Raw genomic sequence first — 25803 nt, 5'->3', positions numbered from 1 at the left:
CAATATTTTATGCGCTTATCATAGTTAGGTTATGATTAACATAGCTCAGTTATGGTTGACATAGTTCGGTTATGACTAACATAGTTCAGTTATGATTAATGAAGGAATACATCATTCATGGTCACGGTAGTCGAAAACATAGATCCTAAGATCAAGCCCGTCCCAGCAGTCATCACAGAGCTGGAGCAAAAGTATGCTGGTAAATTTGTCGTGCAGCAGACTGTGGATGAGATTCCAACGGTTTGGGTGGCGCGTGCTGATTTATTAGATATTCTCTTATTCTTGCGCAAACTGCCTAAACCTTATGTCATGCTATTTGACTTGTCAGCGATAGATGAGCGTTTACGCCAGCATCGCGCGGGTTTGCCTGACAGTGACTTTACGGTGTTTTATCACTTGATGTCGCTTGAGCGCAATAGCGATGTACGCATCAAGGTCGCGCTAAGCGAAGACGATGTCAATGTACCGAGCGCCACCAATATTTGGCCAAATGCCAACTGGTATGAGCGTGAAGTGTGGGACATGTTCGGTATTGTCTTTACAGGTCATCCGCATTTGACCCGTATTTTATTACCAAAATATTGGGAAGGTCATCCACTGCGTAAAGAGTATCATGCGCGTGCGACTGAGTTTACCCCATACTTCTTGAATACGGCCAAGCAACAGTACGAGCAAGAGAACCTGCGTTTTGTCCCAGAAGAATGGGGCATGAAGCGTTCAGGTCGTGACGAAGACTTTATGTTCTTGAACATCGGTCCTAACCATCCCTCTGCTCATGGTGCGTTCCGTTTGGTATTACAGCTAGATGGTGAAGAAGTCGTCGACTGTATCCCTGATATCGGCTATCACCATCGCGGCGCAGAAAAAATGGCTGAGCGTCAAACATGGCACTCATTTATTCCTTATACCGACCGTATTGATTATCTCGGCGGTGTGATGAATGAGCTGCCGTACATCATGTCGGTCGAAAAGCTTGCAGGAATTACTATTCCTCCACGCGCTGAAACCATTCGCGTGATGATGAGTGAGTTTTTCCGTATTACCAATAACTTACTATTCGTCGGTACGTTCATTCAGGATGCGGGTGGTATGACCCCTGTATTCTATATGTTTACCGATCGCCAAAAAGCCTATGATGTCATCGAAGCCGTGACTGGCTATCGTATGCATCCTGCTTGGTTCCGTATTGGCGGTACAGCTGCTGATCTACCACGTGGTTGGCAGCGTCTGGTTCGTGAGTTCTTAGATTGGATGCCAAAACGCTTGGACGAATATGTCAAAGCAGCATTACAAAACAGCGTGCTCAAAGGCCGTACTCAAGGGGTTGCTCAGTATAATGCTAAGCAAGCACTTGCTTGGGGCGTCACGGGTGCAGGTCTGCGTGCGACTGGCGTTGACTTTGATTTACGTAAAGCACGTCCATACATGGGCTATGAGAATTACGACTTTGAAGTGCCAGTCGGTTACAACGGTGATGCTTATGACCGCTGTATGGTAAAAGTCGAAGAGATGCGTCAGTCATTGCGTATTATTCGCCAGTGCATGGACAATATGCCACAAGGCCCTTATAAAGCGGATCATCCACTGGCTGTACCACCGCCAAAAGACCGTACATTAAATGATATCGAAACGCTTATTAATCACTTTATCTCGGTATCTTGGGGTCCTGTGATGCCAGCGGGCGAATGTACGACGATCGTTGAGGCGACTAAAGGTCTGAACAGTTATTACATCACCTCAGACAAGGCCACGATGAGCTATCGTACCCGTATTCGTACACCGACATTTGCGCATTTACAGCAGATGCCATCGGTCATCAATGGCTCGCTGGTTTCTGATGCCATTATGTATTTGGCATCGATTGATATTGTGATGGCGGATTGTGATCGTTAGAACCGCTGCTTCAAAAGTATTTGTTCATCAATATATTATTGCCTGATGGCACACCAAAATGCTGTCACTCGTCAATATAACCACAGTTTCAATCAGACTGATATTGGCTTGTGATAGAGCAGGATGAGTGAGGAAAGACAGAATATTATGAAAATTGTTTCCGACAAAATGCCAAAAGTAGATGTGGAAAGCATTCTCACCAGTGATGAAATCGCTGCCATTCATGAGTTTATGCACCATTACCCACAGGCGCGTGCTGCCTCATTAGATGCGCTAAAAATTGTGCAAAAGCGCAACGGTTGGGTCGATGATGCGCAAGCAAATGCCATTGCCAACATCCTAGACATCCCGATGTCAGACATGGATGGGGTTGCGACTTTCTTTAACCGTATTTATCGCCAACCTGTCGGTCGCCATGTGATTCTCATATGTGACTCTGTGGCGTGTTATTTGACAGGTTATGAGGCGCTGTCAGCTGAGATTAGATCACAGCTGGGTATTGAGTATGGTCAGACAACTGCTGACGGACGTTTTACCCTATTGCCAATTTGCTGCTTGGGCAACTGTGATAAGGGACCAGCGGTACTGATCGATGAAGACACTTACGGCCCTGTCCAGCCATCTGAGGTCGCGCAATTATTGGAGCTATACGCATGAGTTTGACGATTTCAGAGCAAATTGCTCGTCGCTGTCAAGGCCAAGCGCCAAGCCAGCTAAATGCACAGCGTGTTCCAATCTATGGGGATAAAGTGACAGCCACTAGCGAAACTAAGCCTTTGACGTGGCGTCTAGCGCATCATGATGCGGTGCTTGATTTAGCTACTTATGAGTCTCTAAAAGGCTTTACTGGTCTAAAAGAAGCGCTATCCAAATCGCCTAAAGACGTCGGCAATATGATTAAAGCCGCCAATGTCAGGGGTCGCGGTGGTGCAGGTTTTAACGCTGGTCTTAAATGGTCGTTTATGTCACCGCCGGATGGTTTGCCGCGTTATCTCATCTGTAATGCTGATGAAATGGAGCCGGGCACGTTTAAAGACCGTTTGCTCATGGAGCGTCTACCGTTTCAGCTGATCGAAGGTATGCTCATTACCGCTCATGCGATTGGCGCCACTGATGGTTATATCTTTATCCGCGGTGAGTATATCTTGGCCGCTGAACGTTTGGTCGCTGCTATCGAAGAGTGCTTGGCCAATAATCTCATGGGCGACAATATTTTAGGCTCAGATTTTAGTTTTAATCTGCATGTGCATACGGGCGCTGGACGTTATATCTGCGGTGAAGAAACAGCGCTAATTAATTGTCTAGAAGGCCGCCGTGCTAACCCACGTACCAAGCCGCCGTTTCCACAAATCTCTGGTGCATGGGGTCGTCCAACCGTTGTCAACAACGTTGAAACTCTATGCAATATGCCAGCGATTTTGAATCATGGCGTTGAATGGTATCAGTCGTTATCTGAAATTAAAGGCAAAAGTAAAACGCCAGGCACCAAACTATTTGGCTGCTCAGGATTGGTCAATGACCCAGGTCTGTGGGAATTACCGTTTGGCTATACGGCACGCGAAATCATTGAAGATTTAGCGGGTGGTATGAAAGATGGTAAAACGCTCAAAGCATGGCTACCGGGCGGCGCCTCGACTGACTTTTTGACCGCAGAACATTTGGATGTGGTGGTGGATTTTGACACCATTCAAAATGCGGGTAGCCGTATGGGTACTGGTCTGATTATGGTCGTCGATGAATCACAAGACATGGTGCCATTACTACGTAACCTTGAGATTTTCTTTCAGCGTGAGTCATGTGGTTGGTGTACACCATGCCGTGATGGTCTGCCATGGGGCGTTAAATTGCTTACCGCCATCAATGATGGTGAAGGGCAAGTGGGCGATGTAGAAAAACTAGAAGGCCTGACGCGTGATTTATGGATTGGTAAAACATTCTGTGCGCATGCCCCAGGTGCGATGGAACCACTAATGAGTGCGATTAAATATTTCCGTCCAGAGTTTGATCAAAAAATCGCGCAGGCGGTTGGTGTCGATGTTATTGATGCTGCAGCCAACCAACAGCCAGTAGTGAAATAAGGAGAGCGGCATGGCAGTCATACATATTGATGGAACCACTGTCGAAGTAGATAGCGCAGATAACTTGCTACAAGCCTGCTTATCACTCGGCATTGATGTGCCGTATTTTTGTTATCATCCAGCCCTTGGCTCAGTAGGATCGTGCCGTCAGTGCGCGGTCAAGCAATTCCAAAATAAAGAAGATATGGAAGCAGGTCGCGGTCGTCTCGTCATGTCATGTATGGTCGCTCCTGGCGATGATATGTACATCTCTGTGACTGACGATGAAGCCAAAGCATTCCGCAAGTCGATGGTTGAGCTACTCATGACCAACCATCCACATGACTGTCCAACCTGTGAAGAGGGCGGACATTGTCATTTGCAGGACATGACCTATATGTCAGGTCATAGCCGTCGTCGCTATCGCTTTACCAAACGCACGCATCATAACCAAGAGCTTGGTCCATTCATCGCGCATGAGATGAACCGTTGTATCGCTTGCTATCGCTGTGTACGTTTTTATAAAGACTATGCGGGCGGCGAAGATTTGGGCGTTTATGGCTCAAACAATCGTGTTTACTTTGGCCGTGATAAAGATGGTCAGTTTGAAAGCGAATTTTCAGGAAATTTAACCGAAGTCTGCCCAACAGGTGTGTTTACTGATAAAACCCACTCTGAGCGCTACAACCGTAAATGGGACATGCAGTATGCGCCAAGCATCTGTCATGGTTGCTCAGCTGGTTGTAATATCTCACCGGGCGAGCGTTATGGTGAATTGCGCCGTATCGAAAACCGCTATAACGGCGAAGTAAACCGCTATTTCTTATGTGACCGTGGCCGCTTTGGTTATGGCTATGTCAATCGTGATGATCGTCCAACCCAAGCGCTTGAACGTATCAATGATAAGCATGTCAAAATCAATATTGACTACGCACTTGATGAAACCATCAAACGTATCAAAGATAAAAAAGTCATCGGAATTGGCTCACCGCGTGCCAGTTTAGAGACTAACTTTGCGCTAAAAAATCTGGTCGGCTTTGATAACTTCTCAACAGGTCTGAATCATCAGCAGCAAGCACTGGTCAATAAATGCATCGAAGTGCTTAGCACGGAAGGCATTTATAACCCTAGCATGACCGATATCGAAACGCATGATGCGGTGCTCGTATTAGGTGAAGACATCACGCAAACTTCATCACGTGTCGCTTTGTCAGTACGTCAAGCGGCAAAAAATGAAGGCCTAAAAATGGCGGCGGCGCTGCAAACGCAGCCTTGGCTTGCTGAACCAGTTAAGCGTATCGCTCAAGATGCGCTAAGCCCAGTCTATGTCATCGATGTAACGCAAACTAAGTTAGAAGATATCAGTAAAGTGAGCGTAGTGGCGACCCCTGAAGATATCACTAAACTTGGCTTCAAGGTTGCTGATGAAATCGCTAATTTCGCTGATGATTTAGCAGACATAGCAGATCCACAAACAGCTGATGCAAGTGCTGAAACTGACGGTATGCAAGCGTTGGCGCAGCAAATCGCTTATGACTTGATTCAAGCTGATAAGCCGTTAGTTGTCTCGGGTAGTAGCTTGTCTTCTACCGCATTGATAGAAGCAGCGGCACAGATTACCCAAGCATTGACCCAAAAACGCGCGGCAATCAAAGCGACTGAGCAGCAGCAGGTTGAGGCACATAATGCCAAAGTACAGGCAGCGCAAGCAAAAGCGGCTAATGACCAGCCTGAAGAAGACCAAGATTTATCTGCCAAGCCAAACAAACCTGAAACAGGTGTAAATACAGAAGCTCAAGATGATGTCGAACGTGAGCCTGCTGAAAAACTTGAGTTAAAAGAAGTAAATAACAAGTATCAGACACAAGCCGGTATCTATCTAACGGTTCCTGATGCCAATAGCATGGGCGTTTGTATGCTTGGCGGTCAGTCAGTTGAAGAACTGCTAGCGACTGATTACGATGTGGTTGTGGTTGCAGAAAACCAGCTAACAGATGCGATTGATGCCAATAAATTGACGCAGCTACTGACTGATAAAACGGTCATTGCGTTAGATCATCAGCTCCTTGATTGGCACAAAGACGTCGATATCGTATTACCAGCGGCTAGCTTTGCAGAAGCAGATGGTACATTGATATCAGCTGAAGGCCGTGCGCAGCGTTTCTTCCAAGTTTACGATAACGAATACTACCATCCGATGAGCAGTATCAAAGAAGGTTGGCGCTGGATACATGCTGTGCATAGCAGCATTGAAGGTCGTGATGTCGACTGGACGCAGTTGGATGATGTCATCAATGCATTGATTGCCACCCATCCTAAACTTTCGGGTATTAAAGGCGCTGCACCTGATGCTGATTACCGTATAACGGGTCTGAAAATCGCGCGTCAACCGCGTCGTTATTCAGGTCGTACTGCTATGCGTGCGCCAATCTCAGTACACGAGCCAATGCAGCCAAAAGATTTGGACACTGGTTTGACCTTCTCAATGGAGGGTTATAGCGGTAAAGAAACGCCAAGCTCGATGATTCCTTTTGCCAATGCGGCAGGTTGGAACTCACCGCAAGCGTGGAATAAATACCAAGACAAAGTCGGCGGTCATCTGAAAAATGGTGATCCAGGTGTGCGTTTGTTCGATCAGCTAGAGCGCCTAGCCACTCGTCAATATGTGGCGCCAGAAGCGATGTCTTCGAATACAACTGACTTGCAGCAAGGCCAAGCGAAACTGGTACCGATTCATAATATCTATGCCAGCTCAATGATGGCATCACGTAGCCCAATTGTCGCAGAGCAACTACCCGTTGCAGCATGGCGTATTGGTATAGACGATGCCAAAGACTGGAATATCACTGCTGGTGATTACCTAGCGATTGAGATTGATAAGCAACAAATCACCTTGCCAGTACAGATTGTCGGTTACTTAGCAGAAGGTTGTATCGGTTACCCAGTCGGGCAGGTGAGTATCATTCACCCATCGATGCCAGCGTCGGTGCGTAAAGTAGATGCACCAGTGACGATGATGGGTAGCATGGCTAACGACATGATGAACAATAACGATACTGCGCAAATAAACGCAGCGCCGACCACCACACAGGAGGTGTAATATGCAAGTTACCCGTATTATCCCTGATGTGCCAAGCTTTTTGGCCAATAGCATGAGCTTTGATACTTGGTCTATTCTGTTTTTGGTGGGTCAATCACTAGTCATCTTTTTGGTTGTGGTATTGGTTGCCGCGATGATGATTATCTATGAGCGCCGTATGTTGGCCTTATGGCAAGATCGTTATGGTCCAAACCGTGTTGGGCCTTTTGGTTCGTTGCAGTTAGTCGCCGATATGCTCAAAATCTTCTTTAAAGAAGATTGGACACCAAACTTTACCGATAAGTTTATGTTCACCTTGGCACCTGCGGTCGCAATGTTTACTGCCTTGGCTTCATTTGCCATTATTCCTATCTCGCCAACGCTTGGCGTGGTTGATTGGGATATTGGTATTCTGTTTTTCTTTGCCATGGCAGGTATTGCGGTTTATGCGGTGATGTTCGGTGGTTGGGCCTCTGCCAACAAATTCTCACTACTCGGTGGTTTACGCTCAGCAGCACAGACGATCAGCTACGAAGTGTTTTTGGGTTTGTCGTTGATGGGCGTTGTTGCCCTGACAGGTTCATTTAACTTGCGCGCCATTGTCGAAGCACAAGCGGATGGCTGGTATATCATTCCACAGTTCTTTGGCTTTTTGACCTTTGTCGTGGCTGGTGTGGCCGTTACGCATAGACATCCATTTGACCAACCAGAAGCAGAGCAAGAACTGGCTGAAGGTTATCATGTCGAATATTCTGGCATGAAGTTTGGTATGTTCTTCATTGGTGAGTATGTCAACGTTGTCTTGATTTCTGCTTTGATGACTTGCTTGTTCTTTGGCGGTTGGCTCGCGCCGTTCAATCTAGATATTCCATTTATTCCACCAGCTTTTTGGTTCATGATTAAAACGCTGTTCTTTATGACCATGTTTGTTTTGGCTCGAGGCTCACTCATGCGTCCGCGTTATGATCAGGTGATGAACTTTGGCTGGAAAGTATGTCTGCCCGTAACCTTGATCAATCTGTTGATTACTGCTGCGGTCATTTTGATCTTTTCCCCAACGTTATAGTCATTACTAGCCATCACTGATGAACTAGGGTAAAGCTGATAAGGATAATAATCCCATGTTTACTACCATAAAAAAGACCGTCATTGGTATATTTACCATTGTCCGCAGCATGTGGATGGTCAATAGTCATGCGCTCAGACCGCGTGACACCATCCTTTATCCTGAAGAGCCGGTACCTGTACCGCCGCGTTTTCGTGGACGTATTGTCCTCACGCGTGATCCTGATGGAGACGAGCGCTGTGTCGCTTGTAACTTGTGTGCGGTGGCATGTCCGGTAGGGTGTATCTCATTACAAAAAGCCGAGCGCGAAGATGGACGCTGGTATCCAGAGTTTTTCCGTATCAATTTCTCACGCTGTATCTTTTGTGGATTGTGTGAAGAAGCCTGTCCAACGACAGCGATTCAAATGACCCCAGATTTTGAGCTGGGTGAATATAAGCGCCAAGATTTGGTCTACGAAAAAGAGCATTTGCTCATTTCAGGACCAGGTAAATACCCTGATTATAACTATTATCGTGTGACAGGTATGGCGGTAGCAGATAAACCAAAAGGCGCAGCACAAAATGAGTCTGCACCGATTGATCTAAGGAGCTTGCTACCATGATGAATATTTTAAACCATCCTGAATTGGCTGGGTTTTATTCGCTTGCAGCAGTGGCGATATTTGCCAGTCTGCGCGTAGTGACTCAGGCCAATCCAGTGCATGCTATCTTATCGATGATTGTGTCGTTGTTGGCAATTGCTGGGATATTTTTTGTATTAGGTGCGCCGTTTGCAGGAGCATTAGAGATTGTTGTCTATGCTGGTGCCATTATGGTGCTATTTGTTTTCGTTATCATGATGCTTAATTTGGGCATGAGTAATGACGAGCGCGAAGAGCGTTGGCTCGATGCAGGCACTTGGGCGATACCGACAGGATTGACGATAATTATTGCCGTTGTGCTCTATGCGATGATTGGTCTCAATCATGATGAAGCTGTCATGATGGGTGGCACGACTATCTCTGCCAAAGCAGTCGGTACGGTGTTATTTACCAAATACATTATGCTGGTTGAAGTAGCCGCATTGCTATTATTGGCAGCCTTGGTCGCCGCTTATCATTTAGGTAAAGAGACAGTCGACGATGAGGTCATCGGTAACGATAGCCAAAATTTCAAGCCAAGCGTAGGCAGTATCAAACAATACGACAATGATAGTACGCTTACACAGCATGATGGCGTAGAAATGGCTAAGCCTTATGAATATAAAGATGTTGATCCGCATGACTATGTTGGTATGAAGGTAGGCATGAAAGCAGGTAGTCAAGTAGGTGCGAACAAAGTTACGCGCAAGGAGTCAGACTAATGGTACTAGCAGCAAGCGTGGCACAAGATGTGTCAAACGTGCCGTTTGCCCACGAGGTGGCAGGCTTAGTACAGCCAGTTGCTGAGGCGCAAAATGTACTGGGTATGATACCCATGAGTCATGGACTGATTTTGGCAGGTATTTTATTTGCTATCGGTCTGTGCGGTGTCATGGTACGACGTAACTTCCTATTTATGCTCATGAGTCTTGAGATCATGATGAATGCGGCAGCATTGGCATTTGTAGTAGCAGGTAGTCGCTGGGTAGATCCAGACGGACAGATTATGTTTATCTTTATTTTGACCTTGGCCGCGGCTGAAGCGTCAATTGGTCTGGCAATATTATTGCGTTTTTATCATCAGCGTGGGCATCTCGATGTCGATAGCGCCAATGAGATGAAAGGATGATGTCATGAGTTTATTACCATTAACCTTTATATTCCCGCTCATTGGCTTTTTGATTTTAGCCTTTATGCGCGACAAATTATCGGAGACGGTCGCAGCGATTGTTGGCGTAGGTAGCATGTTGCTCTCAGCATTATGTACGCTAGTGGTTAGCTATACCTTTTCGACCACCAATCCAGCTGGAACGGTAATAGAAGTTCCGCTATGGACATGGTTCCAAGTTGGCGATTTTGCCCCACATTTCGGTTTGAGCTTTGATGGTTTAGCATTGACCATGACTGGTGTCATTACTGGGATTGGCTTTTTGATTCACCTGTTTGCCTCTTGGTATATGAAAGGCGACACTGGCTTTGCTCGTTTCTTTAGCTATATGAACTTGTTTGTGGCCAGTATGTTGTTACTGGTACTCGCAGATGATTTGTTCTTGCTATATCTCGGTTGGGAAGGCGTGGGTATCTGTTCGTACTTATTGATTGGTTATTATTATCACGACAGAGCCAACGGCCGTGCCGCGATGAAAGCCTTTACCGTTACTCGTGTGGGTGATGTGTTCTTAGCCTTTGGTTTGTTTTTATTATTCCGCGAATTCGGTACGCTTAATATTCAAGAGATTATTACGCGCGCGCCAGAAGTATTCGATGTTAATAACCCAACGATGATGCTAACGACTATGATGTTGGTCGGCGGCGCGATGGGTAAATCAGCCCAGTTGCCACTACATACATGGCTTGCTGATGCGATGGCAGGTCCAACACCAGTATCGGCATTGATTCACGCTGCAACGATGGTGACGGCAGGGGTTTATCTGATTGCTCGTTTACATCCATTGTTTGAGCTGACTCCAGGTATCTTATTGTATTGGGTGGGCGGCGTAGGGGCATTGACGCTGGTCGTTGCTGGATTCTGTGCACTCGCGCAAACAGACATCAAACGTATTCTTGCGTATTCGACCATGAGTCAGATTGGCTATATGTTTTTGGCATTGGGCGTGGGCGCGTGGCAAGGGGCAATCTTCCATTTGATGACCCATGCTTTCTTTAAAGCATTGCTGTTCTTATCATCAGGTGCGGTCATCCTTGCGGTACATCACGAGCAAGACATCTTTAAGATGGGTGGTCTGCGCAAAAAGATACCATTGGTATTTTGGTGTTATATCATCGGTGGCGGTGCACTCGCTGCGATACCTTGGGTTACCGTTGGTTTTTATTCTAAAGAAGCAATTCTTTGGGAAACTTATGCCACAGGTCACTTAGTACTATTTTATATGGGTGTATTCGGTGCGTTCCTAACGGCGATTTATACGTTCCGTATGATTTGGATCATCTTCTTTGGCGAAGAAAAAACCCATGCGCATAAGCTATCAGGCGTTTCGTACTGGTTACCTTTGACCGTTTTGCTAGTGCTATCTACAGCCGTTGGTGCTTGGATTACACCGCCATTAGATGGTGTATTGCCAGAGAGCGTGGGTCATCTATTAGAAGTTGCTGGTCAAGCGCATGCTAAGCACACCGCAGAATATATCGCGATGGGTGCCATGGCAGCAGGTTTGATATTGGCCGCACTATTGTATGTTGTCAACAAAGGTCGCTTGCTCACTAGCTTTAAGCGCTCACGTATTGGTGGGGCGCTATATCATTGGTGCTATCATGGCCTAGGTTTTGACGCGCTATATGATGTGATTTTTGTAAAACCCTTTTTATTCATCGGCCGCTTATTAAAAGCCGACCCTATCGATAAAACGTGGTTGCTGTTACCTAAGCTGGCCTCAGCTGGTAATAAAGTATTGTCTGCGACGCAAACAGGGTCTCTTCGAGGTTATGCCACAAGCTTTGGCTTGGGTATGGCTGTATTGCTGGTGCTGGTAATGATGACGGTGGTGTAAAGATGATTGAGTTACAACAAACGTGGATGCTACCAGCATTAATCGCAATTCCTTTTATTGCAGGATTGCTATGCTGGGTAGTAGAGCGATTTAATAAACGTCTGCCGCGCTGGATTGCCTTGATCGGTATGATGTTGACCTTTGCTTTGTCATTGGTACTTTGGCAGCAGGGCGATTTTAGCGGTATGAGCAAGCAGGTCATTGCACCAGATGCTGCAGTGCCTTGGGTAGCAGAATTTAGTGTGCCATGGATACCAAGCTTTGGTATTAGCTTTCACTTAGCGCTAGATGGTTTGTCACTGATGATGGTGGCCCTAACAGGGTTGCTTGGTGTGGCCGCCGTTGCTTGTTCTTGGAATGAGATTCAGCGCCGCGTTGGCTTTTTCCATTTAAACTTGCTATGGAGTTTGGGCGGCGTTATTGGTGTTTTCTTAGCGATTGACCTATTCTTATTCTTCTTCTTCTGGGAGATGATGCTGGTTCCTATCTACTTCTTGATCGCCATTTGGGGTCATGATGTGGTTGGCAAAACCAAAGAGTATGCCGCAACTAAGTTCTTTATCTATACCCAAGCGTCTGGGCTTATCATGCTCATCGGTATTTTGGTATTGGTCATTATCAGCTATGCCCAAAAAGGGGTAGTGAGCTTTAACTATAATGACCTGCTCGGTACGTCACTTGGCGGCTGGGAATATCCAATCATGCTGTGCTTCTTCATTGGCTTTGCGGTGAAGTTGCCAATCATTCCTTTCCACGGCTGGTTGCCAGATGCGCATGCGCAGGCACCAACGGCAGGTTCGGTGGATTTGGCAGGTGTGCTAATTAAGACTGCTGCATATGGCTTGATTCGTTTTGTGTTGCCGCTATTTCCAGCAGCGTCACAAGAGTTTGCACCGATAGCAATTACTCTAGGTACGATTGGTATCTTTTACGGTGCATGGCTTGCATTTATGCAGACCGACATGAAGCGTTTGCTGGCGTATACCAGTATCTCGCACATGGGTTTTGTGGTACTAGCAATTTATGCTGGAACATTGCTCAGCTTACAAGGTCTGATGATTCAGATGCTTGCTCATGGTTTGAGTTCAGCCGCACTATTCATCATGGCAGGACAGCTATATGAGCGTCTGCATACACGCGATTTAACCTTGATGGGTGGTATGTGGGGACAGTTCCGTTACTACGCACCGATACTGATGTTCTTCTGTGCTGCTTTACTAGGTATTCCAGGTACGGGTAACTTCATTGGCGAGTTCATGATTTTATTTGGCTCATTTGCTCAGTATCCAGTGTTTGTGGTTTTTGCGACATTCAGTTTGGTATTAGCAGGTCTTTACTCGTTGATTTTGATTCATCGCGCACTATTTGGTGAAAACAACATCGCTGCATTGGCAGAGCGAGAAACTAAGTCACATGGCTTACCTGCACGTAAACTAAAAGATTTGGGCAAGCGCGAGCTGTCATTACTACTGATGTTAGCTGCTGGTTTGGTATGGCTCGGACTGTACCCACAGCCGTTCCTTGATACCTCAAGTCACGCAATGCAGTGGATCAATAACGCATATATATACAGTCAAGTGACACAGGTAGATGCGTCGCAGCTGCTTGATGTAATGGAGGCACGTTAAGTCATGAATGATATTACGATGAATGATTTGATAGGATTGTTGCCTTACGCGCCGATTATCGCCGTAGTGATTACGGTACTGACGGTTATGATCGCGATTACCTTTAAACGCTCGCACATGGTCACTGGTACGATTACAGTGGCAGGCTTGAATGTTGGTCTATTTACCCTTATCGGGCAGATGATCGGTGTGATTGACAGCGGTTCTATCGCACCAAACGCTGAGCAGTTATTTGTTATAGATAACTTTGCTCAGTTTAATATGGTGGTGATTTTTATCTGTGCCTTGGCTTGTTGTACGCTGTCTTATGCGTATTTAGCTAACCTCAAAGACAATAAAGAAGAGCTGTACTTGCTCATGCTGCTATCGACCATTGGTGCATTACTCATGGTAAGCGCGCAGCATATGGCGTCATTCTTTATGAGCTTGGAGATGCTGTCAGTACCGTTATATGGTTTGCTTGCTTATACTTATATGCGCAACCAGTCGCTTGAGTCGGGATTGAAGTATTTGGTATTGTCAGCGACTGCATCAGCGACATTGCTGATGGGTATGGCCTTTATCTATGCAGAAGTAGGCTCTCTAGCATTTAAGCCAATCAGCATGGTGCTAGGCAATATCTTTGAGTCGCCACTACTGATATTAGGCGCGGCAATGATGATGTTTGGTATCGCCTTTAAACTCTCGGCTGCTCCTTTCCACATGTGGACGCCAGATGTTTATGAAGGTGCCCCAGCGCCTATCGCTACCTTTTTAGCATCCGTATCAAAAGTGGCGATGATGGCATTAGCCGTGCGTTTCTTAATCGATACGGCTTTGCTGGCATTGCCATCAGTGCAAATGCTATTGATGGTCATGGCTACTTTATCTATCTTGGTAGGTAACTTATTGGCAGTACGTCAAACCAGTCTTAAACGTCTACTCGGTTACTCATCTATTGCTCATATGGGTTATGTGATGATCGTGATTGTCAGCATTGGTTCAGCCGCAGATAGTATCTCTAGTATGTATATGGCGGTTTATGCCTTTACCTCTATCGGTGCCTTTGGTGTAGTGACATTGATGTCGAGTCCATATCGCTTATCTGGTGAAGCCGATGAGCTGACGCATTATCAAGGGCTATTCTGGCGTCGTCCAGTATTAACCGCTGTGATGACCATCATGATGTTGTCATTGGCTGGTATTCCGTTGACGGCAGGCTTTATCACCAAGCTATTTGCTATCTTAGCTGCGGTACAGGGAACCAACTGGTTCTTGGCTGCGATGATTATCTTGGGTAGTGCGATTGGTCTATTCTATTACTTACGTGTGTTACTCACGCTGTTCAAACGTCCTAAGCAGTTCATCGAGTTTGACGTGTCTGGGCAATGGGGTATTCGTACCGGTGGTATCATGGTCATTGCTGTGACGGCGATTATTCTATTCTTTGGTATCTTGCCAAATAGTATGATTGAGTGGGCAAGTTTGGCTCGCATTTGGTAATGTCGCTGAGTTAATACAACAGATAAGTCGCTGCGATCTATCTGTTGTTACGGTTAAAAAACCAAGATGCGCCAGCTTTATGATAAGCTTGGCGCATCTTTTTTATGCTTACCTTTTTGGCATTTATCTTCTTTTGCCTATCAAAGATATCTTATAAAAATACAGTTTAATAAAGTATAAGTGACGAATAATTATGAGTGATAATATTCAAACCGTAACGGTGCTCAGCAAAACCACATGGACGCCAAATTTATTTAGCTTTACCGTCGGCCGTCCCGATAGTTTTAAGTTTACAGCGGGGCAGTTTGTACGCTTGGGCGTCAATCCTAGTCAATTAAAATATTACCAGCAAACTGATGCAAGTGATGAAACTGCTGATACCGCATTGAATGAAGATGTTTTTCGCGCGTATTCGATAGTCTCTTCGCCATTTGATGAGGTGATAGAGTTTTTCTCTATCGTGATTCCTGACGGTGCATTTACCTCGCAATTGCAGCATTTACAAGTGGGCGATGAGCTACTGCTTAATACCATGCCATTTGGGTTTTTGACGTTAGCACGCTACCAAAAACCATTGCCAAAAGACTTATGGCTGCTAGCAACAGGCACTGGCTTAGCACCGTTTTTGTCGATGCTGCAAGATTTAAAGACATGGGAAGATTACGAGCACATTGTACTGGCTTATAGTGCCCGTTCGACGGAAGAACTTGCGTACGTTGAAAAAATCGAGAGCCTACAAGAAGACTTCGGTACGCTGGTTGATAATCCAGCAAAGCTTATCTTTATCCCAATCGTCACTCGTGAGCCTGTCGAAGGCGCGTTATCAGAGCGTCTGCCGAAGCTACTGCTAGAGGGGACGTTGCAAGAGCGCGCGGGTATCGCATTAGATATTGATACTACGCATGTCATGCTATGTGGCAACCCAGATATGGTAGAAGATACTAAAGAGGCGTTAAAGACACTGGGACTGGTCATGAATCGCCGCGGTGAGGGTAATATTGCCGTAGAGAACTACTGGTAGTTATCGACTTCAATAAAAAAACGCTGCATCTTAAAGGTTCTTGGCCTTATAGATGCAGCGTTTTTTTATGGGATAAAACATTGTCTTATGCGATAAAACATTAGCGACTTACTCTTGGCTTGGCTCAGTCGCATCATCTACAGGATTAATAGGGCCTTGCATCAATTCAGGATCGTCATCATCACCAATGATATCTTCGTTACTGCTGGCCGCCAGCAAATCACGATAGTTGATTTGAGCCTTCAAAATCATTTGCTCTTCTTCTAGCTCACCATAATTTATCTGTACCTTATGCAAGGTACTCATGATTTTCTTATTATTTTTTAACCAACGATGGATATCGAGATAAATCACTTCGTCTTTTGCGCGAGCAATATTGACGTACGACAGAATAAATCCTAAAGGGTCTTTTTTGAGGACGCTATGATAAAACCAAATCGCAAGTTTGACGCCTTGGCGTTTCACGAAAGATTCGCAGCGCAGATTTAATATATCGGTATAAGTTTGCTGACCAAACACAAAGCGCTGCACATTGCGATCGAGCTGAACGTGAACTAGGCTAAAGTTACTTGCTACCTCGGCATAGATGCCGCCTGCATTGACAGTGCAGTACAAACGAAACCAGTCATCATGCATCTCGACGCGTAGCTCTAAAATGGCTTTTACATTGTCGGTGACGAATGTTTGTAGTGCATCATTAACGTAAGTCTGTGCCACTGGCAATGACAACTCATCTTCGAACTTGTCCGTCGTTTTATTATAGATATCTTTAACCGATTGGGCGATACGCTCCCAACCACTGCCGAATGACTCGTCAAAACGATAGCCAATACTCTCGAAGAACTCATCAAAATTGTCTGAATTATTCACGTTATCAAAGTCACTCAAACTTATTATCCTTATAGGGCGCGTCATTCAATCGGTGACGTAAAAATGGCTAAACAAACTTTGCAGGCTATCATTAATTTAAACGAACGCTAATCATCTATAATTTCTGAATATCTACGACCATTAGTAATTTTTATACTGATAGGTAGCAAAAGCGAAAAACTGACCTCTGATACTAGTAAACAGTAAATCCGCACTTACTGTGCTGCTTGATCATCTACTGTGCCTAATTAAGACGATGCACAGTTTTGATTGTTGCAAAGTATCGTGCTACTAATGCTATTGTGCTAAAGCAGTATATAACAAATACAGTGGCTTCAAAATGAACACATGCGTTTTATAGCAATTCATTTGGTATAGACAGTGTTTCGTCTGCCTTATATATTCTCAAATGCATGTTTTTCAATCAGCGGATAAGGTTACCAATACTGCATGGCAGATGTCAAAATGCCGTCTCAGTGCTTATACTGGCGACATAATTCTATGTCATGTTATGATAGCGCCAGTATAAATCATGCCTATCGTTACAACACTTGTTAAATAGTGCTTTGTACTGATGTGCTCACAAGCTGAGATTCATTGTGGCCTATATAAAAGACTCACAGAGCTATCATTTTTCCGCGCAAGCGCCCAAGCGCGATATAAGTTTGCCTGTCGCTATTGTTATTGCGGTGGCTGTTCATGTGCTGATTATTTTCGGAATTAGCTTCTCTATGGGAAAAGACCCAGCTGCTATGATGCAAGATGTGGCAAAGGTACTGACCGACAATATGCAGCCCAATGAAGATGCACACTTTATTGCCAATGCTTCACAAGAGGGCGGCGGTACAATAGAAGAGCAGCTCAGACAAGAGAACAATCAGTTAAGTGCAATGTCTGCTGAGCAAATGAGTGAGACTCAAGACATCGTTAATTTACAGCGTAAAGTGCGTCAGCAGCGCTATCAAGAAAGCTACCTACGCACGACGTTAAGTTGGCGTCAGGCCACTGTAGAGTCGGATAATGATAGCGAGCAAGCGCAAGATGATGCGATGGCACAAGAAGAGCGGCTACGTAAGCAGATTGCAACCTTAGAGGCTCAGCTATCTCAGCGTCAGCAGGTCTACGCGACCAAATCTAAAGTCGTGACCATGGATAGTAACTCGACCACACGGGGTGCGGCAGCCGATTATATCAATACATTCCGTGAGCATGTCGAGCGAGTGGGCAACTTGCACTATCCTGTGCAAGCGCGTGCCCAAGGTATTACGGGCGAAGTACGGCTTATGGTTATCATCAGTAACGACGGCAATATCAAAGCCATTCGTTTACTTGAAAGCTCAAACTCTACGATATTGGATGAAGCGGCCAAACAGTCGGTACGACAAGCAGCACCCTTTGGTAAATTTACCGAAGACATGAGCGATATCGTCGAGCTGCGCTTGATACGTACTTACCGCTATAGTGATACAGTCGAAGTAACGTACTAAGGTTAATGTATTCAAGCACTAAGAAGACAGGTGCTAAAGAGACAAGCACTAAGAAAAAAGCTACTGAAATTAAAGCTACTGAGAATAAAGTTGCTGAAAACACAACTGTTAAGAATAACGCTTAACGCACTATTTTTTTATCATTACAGATACCCAAGTTCATAACACACAGCTTATAAAATAAAGAGTCAGTATGGAATTTTTAGGTTTTACCGTCGATGTCGCTACCTTAACGAGCAATGCCCTAGAGTTGGTCATTAAAGTCGCTTTAGCAATACTTATATTTATCGTGGGACGTTGGCTTGCCAAAAAGGCAGTCGCTTTTTCCGATCGCCTGATGACGCGTAGCCATCTGGACGAGACAGTTGCTAGTTTTTTAAGTCGTCTATTGTATGGTGTGCTATTGGTTGTAGTGATTTTAGCTGCACTTAGCAAAGTCGGTGTACAGACTACTTCGGTCGTTGCGATCCTAGGTGGTGCCGCTGTTGCCGTTGGTTTGTCATTAAAAGACCAGCTATCAAATTTTGCCGCTGGTATTATGATTGTGACGTTTCGCCCGTTTGTACGCGGCGATTATGTACAGATTAGTAGCTACACAGGTACGGTGACTGAGATTACTTTGGTTAATACCCATCTGACGACCATTAACAATCACGATATCATCATTCCTAATAGCGATATCACGACTTCACCTGTGGTCAATTATACAGCGCTACCCAATCGCCGCGTCGATATCACCGTCGGTATTGGCTACGATGCTGATATCAAAACGGCTAAAGACGTGATGTTGAGTTTGGCGAAAAACAACCCATTGGCCTTTACTGATCCTGAGCCTATCGTGCGAGTGACCAATCTAGGCGACAATTCAGTAGACCTTACCCTAAACGTTTGGACAACCAATGCCGACTGGTGGTCGATGCAATGCGAGTTACTAGAGCAATTCAAGCAAGCTTTAGATGATGAGAAGATTGAGATTCCATTCCCGCAGCGCAGCGTCCATGTCAAAGGCTTAGACCATATGATCAATCAGATGGGTCAAGCGCAAAAGCTACCATTAACTAAAGATTAATGAGTAGCTGTCTAAGAGTTAGAAGACTGTTTAATAAAGCAGTGCTAGTTTAGACATAAGGATTTGGTAGGTTTAGACCTGCCAAAATCTCAATTTCAAAGTACTCCATCTCATTTTGCTCAGCTTGTCCGAGCTCGTGATCAAAACCCAGTAGGTGTAGCACGCCATGCACTAGCAAATGGCTGATGTGCTGCGCCACTGTTTTGTCCTGTTCAGCCGCTTCACGTACCATCACTTCATGACAGATAATCAGCTCTCCAAGAGGTAATGTTGGCATCAGCTCAATGACGGCTGCAGGTAATTCGCTTGGATAAGACAAAATGTTGGTCGCATAGTCTTTACCCCGTGCTTCTAGATTTAAAGCACGGCCTTCGACGTCATCAGTAATATATATATCTAGTGTTTTAGACTTTTCTTGCCATAGCTCAGGATCGATATCTGCAAAATAGGGTAGGGTCAGACCGTTATTAATACGACCATCTATATAATCTAAAGTCGCCATCATGACTGATAGTAAATGCTCGCGATTATAAAAAGTATCTAATATTTCATCATCAATACTGTCGGTCGCACTGATATCAAGTGCTGCTAAGCTGGCATGGTTACTAGCGATCTTGTCGTCAAAATTAGTATTGTCAGGTTGGCTCATGTTACTGTCCTTTTTATTATAAATAAATGCGTTTTTAAGGCTGCATCTTCTAGGTGATTTATTTGCCAGCTCTTTTAATATAAAAGTAGCTCAAGTATTGTCTTTCATTGCTAAGTTTTTGGTTAATAAATAAAGGCCAATGTATAGAATGTATAGAGGCTACTATAGCTAAGTTACTGGTAGGCGACTAGTAGCGAAAGAGCTAAATTCAATAAACTGTCGGTAAGAAAAAACCGGACTACTTTGAGTAATCCGGTTTTCTTATACAAGCTAAATGCTTATAGCAAATGATTGTAATTCAGTGATTAGCTTGATTACTAAAGATTGGCTGCTGCATTAGCGACGGCTTGTCTACGCTCTTGTTCTTTAATACGTTCAAACTTACGTTTTTCTTCTAAAGCCATTTGCTCTTCATCAAACACATCATAGGCTTCAACAATTTGTTGTACCAATTGATGTCGTACGACGTCTTTTGAATCAAACTTTGTGATATGAATCTCTTCGATATCTTTTAGAATATCCATCGCTTGTGCCAAGCCTGACTTATGACCACGTGGCAAATCGACCTGAGTAATATCCCCAGTGATGACGGCACGTGAGCCAAAGCCCAAACGCGTCAAAAACATTTTCATCTGTTCAGGCGTGGTGTTTTGCGCTTCATCTAGAATGACAAACGAGTTATTCAAAGTACGACCACGCATATAGGCAAGCGGTGCCACTTCGATAATCTGACGCTCAATCATTTTACCGACTTTTTCAAAGCCTATCATCTCATAGAGCGCGTCATATAATGGGCGCAAGTATGGATCGATTTTTTGGGTCAAATCACCTGGCAAGAAGCCTAGCTTTTCGCCAGCTTCTACCGCTGGACGCACTAGCAAAATACGTTCAATCTCATTACGCTCAAGCATATCCACGGCACAAGCGACTGCTAGATACGTTTTACCCGTACCAGCTGGCCCAATACCAAACGACACATCGGAACTCAGGACGTTTTTTACGTAGCGCTGTTGGTTGCCACCGCGCGGAACGATGCGACCCTTACGTGTACGTAAACTGATGGGCGTAAACTCGCTAGCCTCATCCAAGTCTTCATCATATTCCATATCATCGTGGTCTTGCTCGTCTTCTTCGATGTCTTCATCACGAGAGAGACTAGATTGGATGATGAGGTGCAGCTCTTCTGCACTGATGTCTTTGGTGTTCTGTGCTTCATCTACCATTTTGTAGATAATACGTTCACCGCGTTCGACATTGGTCACATCGCCACTCAGGCAAAAATCGCCTTGGCGCTGCATGATTTTAATATCGAGGCGTTCTTGGATATATTTCATGTGATTGTTGTATTCACCAAGCACGGTTTTTAGCTGTGCTGGGGTCAGTGATTCAAACTTTATACGGCGGCTCATGGAATCAGTCAAGCGATTATCCTTTTATTGTGTACCCGACGCTATGATTTGGTTTTAATTGCGTGATGGGTTGCAGAGATAAAATAGTTAGTGGCGTTACAGTTTTTTAGGTGGTAAAAAGATTATAGATGATAAAAATGACGGCGATATTATTGTTGTTTTTGTGGAAGGTAATAAATGAAAATAATGAAAAGTCTTGCCTTCATTATGGTAGAGAAATTTTAAATTTCAAGCCATACATCAGATAGATAACGCTGTTTTTGTATGCGGATTGCAACTGCTACCGCGATTTTCTATAGATCGATTTGATATTGCTATCAGTTCTATATAATTCATCGCTGCCCATCGTATGATAGTGCTTTAATAAGATTAAGATATTTGAGTTTTATAAATATAAACCTCGTTTATGATGAGAGTAAAGAAACGATTTGTCTACGGTTAAGACCACGGCATAATGGACAATTTGTGGTAATCTATGGGCGATACCATAGTTTGCTGCAACCCATCTAATAACAGCAGCGACACGATAAAAATTATAAAATAAAGTCAGTGACGAGCAGTTGTCTATCACTAATAAATTGCTTGTCCAAAAAATTATAATAGGAAAATAACAATGCAAGATACTGATTCACATTTATCCAATGCTGGCAGCATATCTAAAAAGTTTGACGGCATCTCTAAAAAGAAAGAAGCGATAACTGACCAGCAAGTGCTTATCGCAGGTGGTGGTCATGTTGGTTTGTCTTTTGCATTGCTATTGGCCCATCACGGTATTGCGAGTACCTTATTAGAAAAAAACAGCTATCCAACCATCAGTCCAACGGATGATAGGACTCGCAGCCATTATTTAGACAGTCGCAATACGGCGTTATCGCGGCGCACGGTACAGATATATCAAGAGATTGGACTGTGGGATGAGTTACAAAGCCATGCCTGCCGTATCGACACTGTACAGATTAGTGAGCAAGGCAGTTTTGGGCGCGCGCAGCTGAATAAAGCAGAGGAAAAGGTCGAGTCATTTGGGCAAGTCATCGAAAACGCTTGGCTGGGGCGTAAGCTTTTATTAGCCGCACAGCAAGAGCCATTAATTACCTTGATAGATAATGCCAATGTGACAACGGTCCAGCAGCAGACCGATAGTGTGACACTTAGCTTCAATTACAATGATGAAGCCGAAAACGAGCAGCAGCTGCAAGCTAGCGTATTAGTCGCTTGTGATGGGCGCGATTCTACAGTACGACAATTGCTAGATATCGGTACAACCACGTATGACTATCAGCAAACGGCCATCGTCGGCGTAGTAGAGACAGATACGCCACACGAGCATGCAGCGATTGAGCGTTTTAGTCCAGCAGGCCCACTTGCTGTGCTCCCACTGACTGATCCAAAGGGCGATGGCAATGATGAGTATCAACAAGGCTACAGACGCTCTGTCGTGTGGGTATGCCCAACAGGTGAAGAAACCAGATACTTAGAAGACGATGCCCATTTCTTGCAGACGCTACAGCAAGCTTTCGGTCAACGCGCTGGCAAGTTTATCGCTGCTGGTCGCCGCGGCGCCTATCCATTGAACCGCGTACTAGCGGATAAGCAAGTAGAGGGGCGCTGCGTCATTATGGGCAATGCCGCTCATACCTTACACCCTGTCGCTGGCCAAGGCTTTAATCTCTGTATGCGAGATGCACATGTGCTGGCACAAATGCTAAATGCACAAGTGCTCAAAGGCGCAGATATCGGTGATGCACAGCTATTAAAACGTTATGAAAAAGCACGTCAAACTGACCAGAAGCGAGTGATTCGTTTTTGTGATGCGGTAGTACACGGCTTCACGCATCCTAACCCCGCGATTAAGCTGGCGCGAAATATGGCGTTATTGGCCTTTGATAAATTGCCAAATATTAAGCCATTAGTTGCTACTTATGCGATGGGTTTAAAATCATAGCGCTATAGTTAAATCCTCTTTAAAAGAGTGACAGCGTTAACCTCGCTTGAAGTATTGCCTATACATCTGCACTCGGTTGCCTTGTCTCTCTTTTAAACTGAATCAACTAACTGTAATCAAGATTGATAATAAGCATTCTAATATTGAGCAATATTGAGAGACACCTTATGAAAAACAACTATACGTTGATTATCGGTAGCGGTATCGTTGGGGCGACGCTTGCTCTAAAGCTGGCACAGGAAAAAATGCCGGTGACGTTGATTGATGCCCGTCCTGAGCGTGATGAGTCAGCTTGGCAAGACGTACTTAGCAAACGTGACGCACGTGTCTATGCACTTAGTATGGCTAGTATTAATTTACTTAAAGACATTGGCGCGTGGCAAAAGATTGCCGCCTCTAAACGCAAAGCAGACTACTCGCAAATGCAGGTATGGCAGCTAAATGGTATGGGTGAGTTATTATTTGGCGAAAGTGAAGACAGCGGCGCCGAGGATAGTAGTAGTAAAAATCATGAGCCTACATTATTAGGTAGTATGGTTGAGCCTGCTGTTATCGAGCACGCATTATGGCAACGCTTGCATGAAGCTGATGTCAGTGAGTATCTCACCCTTATCGCTGGTCACAAAGTTGTTGATATGGATTGGTTAGGGGCGCAGCAAGGCTACCGTGTCACTCTAGATAATGGCGAAGTGATTGATGCGCGTCTATTAGTTGGCGCTGATGGGCGCGGTTCATTTGTCCGTCAGCAAGCAGGGATTGGCGTAGATACGCTTGACTATAATCAAACGGCGATTTGCTGTGCGATTCAGACTGAGAAACCGCATCAAGCGACAGCACGCCAAGCTATGCTACCGACGGGTACGTTGGCACTATTGCCGCTAGCTGATATAACCGATGTTGATAAGACAAATCCGCAGCATTGGCAGTCGATCGTATGGACATTGCCGCGCAATCAAGCATTAGCATTGATAGAGGAAGAAGATCGTTTTATTGCTGATAAGTTAGCAGCTGCCAGCAATTACGAGTTGGGTGCGATTAATCAGATTGAGTCTATCGCTAGTTTTCCATTAGCGGCTCAGCAAGCGAAAAGCTACGTCGCTGATAACTTGGTACTCATCGGTGACGCTGCTCATGGCGTACATCCGCTGGCAGGTCAAGGATTGAACCTCGGTATGCTGGACGTGCAAGTATTATGTGAGCAATTAGCGCATGACTTTACACGTAGTGGTGGTACGCTTTGGGGCAGCAATCAAACGCTACGTCATTATGAGCGTTCGCGCCGTCCGCATAACAGCCTAATGATGCACAGCTTTTCTGCGCTTAACTGGTTATTTGCAGGGTCGCTTGCCCAAATGCGTCCTGTGCAGCAAATCCGTAATGAAGGTATGTACCGAGTCAGCAAAATCAAGCCATTAATGCGTTTGTTTGCTAAGCAGGCGAGTGGGGTGTAGGAGCTACCCAAGCGCCGAAAAGAACACCATCAGCACTGGTGAGACAATATTGATCAAAAACCCAAAGCTAATCGCTAGTGGCACGACTTTTAGACCACCTGACTGCTGAATGATAGGCAAGGTAAAGTCTAAACTGGTCGCGCCGCCAAGCCCAACCGCGGCAGAAGGGTATTTGCGCATAAATACCGGAATAAAGATTAACGCAAAGAACTCACGTACCAAGTCATTAAACAACGCGACACTGCCCCAAACCGCGCCATAAGCATCGGTCATTACAATCGCTGACAGCGAGTACCAACCAAACCCTGACGATAATGCTAAGCCTTTCGTCCACGACACATCAGTAAATAGTAGCGCGAAAATAAGGCCACCCGCCAATACCGCTAGCGTAAAGATGACACTCATTTCTACGCCACGTTTATTGAGCAACACTTCTTTTAAGGTGATGCCCGAGCCTTTTAAGCCTATACCGACCAGTAAAATTAAAATCATCAGCATGACGGTCATAGAGTTTTCAGGCGGCATATAACCAGCAGGCAAGAAATAGCCAATCACCATCCCAATCACCACACAAACCACTTGTGCCAAGCTACCGCGAATGCTCACCCGATGCTCTTTAGATTTTACGCTTGGTTTTTTGGCATGCCACGGACGCAGATGGTCAAACAGCATAAGCGCAAACAATCCCGTACCAATTGTCAGTATTGATAATACAGTGACATACAGCGCAATTTCACCCAGCTGATTACCTAGACCTTCTACCTGAGACAGCTCAATGCCGATCAACGCCAGGATGACGAATACCAGGTATGATAGACCTTTGTCGGCCACTTTTGTCATAGTAGGGTTAGACGGAATGGCAAAGCCAATAAACATTGGCATTAATACCAGAACAAGGGTGACTAGGCTTTGCATGATGACGGGCTCGCAGCATTTTTAATAAGGCGTTTTTAAGAAGCTGAAGATTGTACCATATAAGGTTAACAATACTGGTATGAGCCACTGAGATTCAGTGCAAATCATTGGTCGTTGTTAATTAAAATAGACAAAACTGGACGCTTATAATGATA

General features: G+C 45.0%; 20 protein-coding genes. 16 read left to right on the top strand and 4 right to left on the bottom strand.

Going from position 1 to position 25803, the window contains the following annotated elements:
* Positions 1-117 precede the first annotated feature (117 nt).
* The 12 genes from nuoC to ACQKC9_RS05850 all read left to right on the top strand — a co-directional run bounded on the left by nuoC (position 118) and on the right by ACQKC9_RS05850 (position 15856).
* Entirely contained in the window at positions 118-1893 is a 1776-nt protein-coding gene (nuoC, locus tag ACQKC9_RS05905; protein ID WP_057758925.1) for an NADH-quinone oxidoreductase subunit C/D, read from the top strand.
* Between the two features lie 147 nt (positions 1894-2040).
* Complete coding sequence (gene nuoE / locus ACQKC9_RS05900) at positions 2041-2550, top strand: NADH-quinone oxidoreductase subunit NuoE (RefSeq protein WP_057758927.1); 510 nt, start codon at positions 2041-2043, stop codon at positions 2548-2550.
* On the top strand, positions 2547-3971 hold the full coding sequence (nuoF, locus tag ACQKC9_RS05895; RefSeq protein WP_427620901.1) for an NADH-quinone oxidoreductase subunit NuoF: 1425 nt from the start codon (positions 2547-2549) through the stop codon (positions 3969-3971). The genes nuoE and nuoF overlap by 4 nt, the downstream gene beginning before the upstream one ends.
* A 10-nt stretch (positions 3972-3981) precedes the next feature.
* Positions 3982-7050 carry an NADH-quinone oxidoreductase subunit NuoG gene (gene nuoG / locus ACQKC9_RS05890; protein WP_427620899.1) on the top strand — a complete coding sequence of 1023 codons (3069 nt, stop codon included), beginning with the start codon at positions 3982-3984 and terminating at the stop codon, positions 7048-7050.
* Positions 7051-7102: 52 nt separating this feature from the next.
* Positions 7103-8095 carry an NADH-quinone oxidoreductase subunit NuoH gene (gene nuoH / locus ACQKC9_RS05885; protein ID WP_179798733.1) on the top strand — a complete coding sequence of 331 codons (993 nt, stop codon included), beginning with the start codon at positions 7103-7105 and terminating at the stop codon, positions 8093-8095.
* Between the two features lie 55 nt (positions 8096-8150).
* Positions 8151-8699 carry an NADH-quinone oxidoreductase subunit NuoI gene (nuoI, locus tag ACQKC9_RS05880; protein WP_010198902.1) on the top strand — a complete coding sequence of 183 codons (549 nt, stop codon included), beginning with the start codon at positions 8151-8153 and terminating at the stop codon, positions 8697-8699.
* A complete protein-coding gene (nuoJ, locus tag ACQKC9_RS05875; protein ID WP_114700722.1) occupies positions 8696-9439 on the top strand; it encodes an NADH-quinone oxidoreductase subunit J in 744 nt (247 codons plus the stop codon). The genes nuoI and nuoJ overlap by 4 nt, the downstream gene beginning before the upstream one ends.
* A 98-nt stretch (positions 9440-9537) precedes the next feature.
* Entirely contained in the window at positions 9538-9846 is a 309-nt protein-coding gene (gene nuoK, locus ACQKC9_RS05870) for an NADH-quinone oxidoreductase subunit NuoK (protein ID WP_025653102.1), read from the top strand.
* Positions 9847-9850: 4 nt separating this feature from the next.
* The gene (gene nuoL, locus ACQKC9_RS05865) at positions 9851-11725 is read left to right on the top strand and encodes an NADH-quinone oxidoreductase subunit L (protein ID WP_427620897.1); all 1875 of its coding nucleotides are present in this window, start codon (positions 9851-9853) and stop codon (positions 11723-11725) included.
* A 2-nt stretch (positions 11726-11727) separates the two neighbouring features.
* Positions 11728-13353, top strand: a complete 1626-nt coding sequence (gene nuoM, locus ACQKC9_RS05860; RefSeq protein WP_341608817.1) for an NADH-quinone oxidoreductase subunit M — start codon at positions 11728-11730, stop codon at positions 13351-13353.
* Positions 13354-13356: 3 nt separating this feature from the next.
* Positions 13357-14835 carry an NADH-quinone oxidoreductase subunit N gene (locus ACQKC9_RS05855; protein ID WP_427620895.1) on the top strand — a complete coding sequence of 493 codons (1479 nt, stop codon included), beginning with the start codon at positions 13357-13359 and terminating at the stop codon, positions 14833-14835.
* 190 nt (positions 14836-15025) lie between these two features.
* Positions 15026-15856: a ferredoxin--NADP reductase gene (locus ACQKC9_RS05850; RefSeq protein ID WP_427620948.1), complete on the top strand. Its 831-nt coding sequence runs from the start codon at positions 15026-15028 to the stop codon at positions 15854-15856.
* A 108-nt stretch (positions 15857-15964) separates the two neighbouring features.
* Here ACQKC9_RS05850 and ACQKC9_RS05845 read toward each other — a convergent pair whose 3' ends face one another.
* Positions 15965-16744 carry a hypothetical protein gene (locus ACQKC9_RS05845; protein WP_227676866.1) on the bottom strand — a complete coding sequence of 260 codons (780 nt, stop codon included), beginning with the start codon at positions 16742-16744 and terminating at the stop codon, positions 15965-15967.
* A 581-nt stretch (positions 16745-17325) separates the two neighbouring features.
* Between ACQKC9_RS05845 and ACQKC9_RS05840 the strand changes: the two genes are divergently transcribed.
* On the top strand, positions 17326-18213 hold the full coding sequence (locus ACQKC9_RS05840) for a TonB family protein (RefSeq protein ID WP_191114835.1): 888 nt from the start codon (positions 17326-17328) through the stop codon (positions 18211-18213).
* A gap of 193 nt (positions 18214-18406) precedes the next feature.
* Positions 18407-19282: a mechanosensitive ion channel family protein gene (locus ACQKC9_RS05835; RefSeq protein ID WP_427620893.1), complete on the top strand. Its 876-nt coding sequence runs from the start codon at positions 18407-18409 to the stop codon at positions 19280-19282.
* 49 nt (positions 19283-19331) lie between these two features.
* On the opposite strand, the gene ybeY is transcribed toward ACQKC9_RS05835, so the two are convergent.
* Both ybeY and ACQKC9_RS05825 read right to left on the bottom strand, forming a co-directional pair.
* A complete protein-coding gene (gene ybeY / locus ACQKC9_RS05830; RefSeq protein WP_427620891.1) occupies positions 19332-19931 on the bottom strand; it encodes an rRNA maturation RNase YbeY in 600 nt (199 codons plus the stop codon).
* 317 nt (positions 19932-20248) lie between these two features.
* Positions 20249-21352: a PhoH family protein gene (locus ACQKC9_RS05825; protein ID WP_179798643.1), complete on the bottom strand. Its 1104-nt coding sequence runs from the start codon at positions 21350-21352 to the stop codon at positions 20249-20251.
* 601 nt (positions 21353-21953) lie between these two features.
* On the opposite strand from ACQKC9_RS05825, the gene ACQKC9_RS05820 reads away from it, so the two are divergent.
* Entirely contained in the window at positions 21954-23282 is a 1329-nt protein-coding gene (locus ACQKC9_RS05820) for a UbiH/UbiF/VisC/COQ6 family ubiquinone biosynthesis hydroxylase (RefSeq protein ID WP_427620889.1), read from the top strand.
* 167 nt (positions 23283-23449) lie between these two features.
* A complete protein-coding gene (locus tag ACQKC9_RS05815; protein ID WP_427620888.1) occupies positions 23450-24733 on the top strand; it encodes an FAD-dependent monooxygenase in 1284 nt (427 codons plus the stop codon).
* Between the two features lie 3 nt (positions 24734-24736).
* On the opposite strand, the gene ACQKC9_RS05810 is transcribed toward ACQKC9_RS05815, so the two are convergent.
* A complete protein-coding gene (locus ACQKC9_RS05810) occupies positions 24737-25648 on the bottom strand; it encodes a lysine exporter LysO family protein (protein WP_427610843.1) in 912 nt (303 codons plus the stop codon).
* Positions 25649-25803 lie beyond the last annotated feature (155 nt).

This window comes from Psychrobacter sp. NPDC078409, from assembly GCF_050268505.1.
Classification (GTDB): Bacteria; Pseudomonadota; Gammaproteobacteria; order Pseudomonadales; family Moraxellaceae; genus Psychrobacter.
The sequence above is the reverse complement of the archived record's forward strand: the minus strand, read 5'-3'. Positions and strand labels throughout refer to the sequence as shown.

Coding starts and splice junctions, on each gene's coding strand:
- nuoF (WP_427620901.1), top strand. CDS start 2,547: ATGAGTTTGACGATTTCAGAGCAAATTGCTCGTCGCTGTCAAGGCCAA.
- ACQKC9_RS05810 (WP_427610843.1), bottom strand. CDS start 25,648: ATGCAAAGCCTAGTCACCCTTGTTCTGGTATTAATGCCAATGTTTATT.
- ACQKC9_RS05820 (WP_427620889.1), top strand. CDS start 21,954: ATGCAAGATACTGATTCACATTTATCCAATGCTGGCAGCATATCTAAA.
- nuoJ (WP_114700722.1), top strand. CDS start 8,696: ATGATGAATATTTTAAACCATCCTGAATTGGCTGGGTTTTATTCGCTT.
- nuoL (WP_427620897.1), top strand. CDS start 9,851: ATGAGTTTATTACCATTAACCTTTATATTCCCGCTCATTGGCTTTTTG.
- ybeY (WP_427620891.1), bottom strand. CDS start 19,931: ATGAGCCAACCTGACAATACTAATTTTGACGACAAGATCGCTAGTAAC.
- nuoE (WP_057758927.1), top strand. CDS start 2,041: ATGAAAATTGTTTCCGACAAAATGCCAAAAGTAGATGTGGAAAGCATT.
- ACQKC9_RS05855 (WP_427620895.1), top strand. CDS start 13,357: ATGAATGATATTACGATGAATGATTTGATAGGATTGTTGCCTTACGCG.
- ACQKC9_RS05815 (WP_427620888.1), top strand. CDS start 23,450: ATGAAAAACAACTATACGTTGATTATCGGTAGCGGTATCGTTGGGGCG.
- nuoM (WP_341608817.1), top strand. CDS start 11,728: ATGATTGAGTTACAACAAACGTGGATGCTACCAGCATTAATCGCAATT.
- ACQKC9_RS05835 (WP_427620893.1), top strand. CDS start 18,407: ATGGAATTTTTAGGTTTTACCGTCGATGTCGCTACCTTAACGAGCAAT.
- nuoI (WP_010198902.1), top strand. CDS start 8,151: ATGTTTACTACCATAAAAAAGACCGTCATTGGTATATTTACCATTGTC.
- nuoC (WP_057758925.1), top strand. CDS start 118: ATGGTCACGGTAGTCGAAAACATAGATCCTAAGATCAAGCCCGTCCCA.
- nuoG (WP_427620899.1), top strand. CDS start 3,982: ATGGCAGTCATACATATTGATGGAACCACTGTCGAAGTAGATAGCGCA.
- nuoH (WP_179798733.1), top strand. CDS start 7,103: ATGAGCTTTGATACTTGGTCTATTCTGTTTTTGGTGGGTCAATCACTA.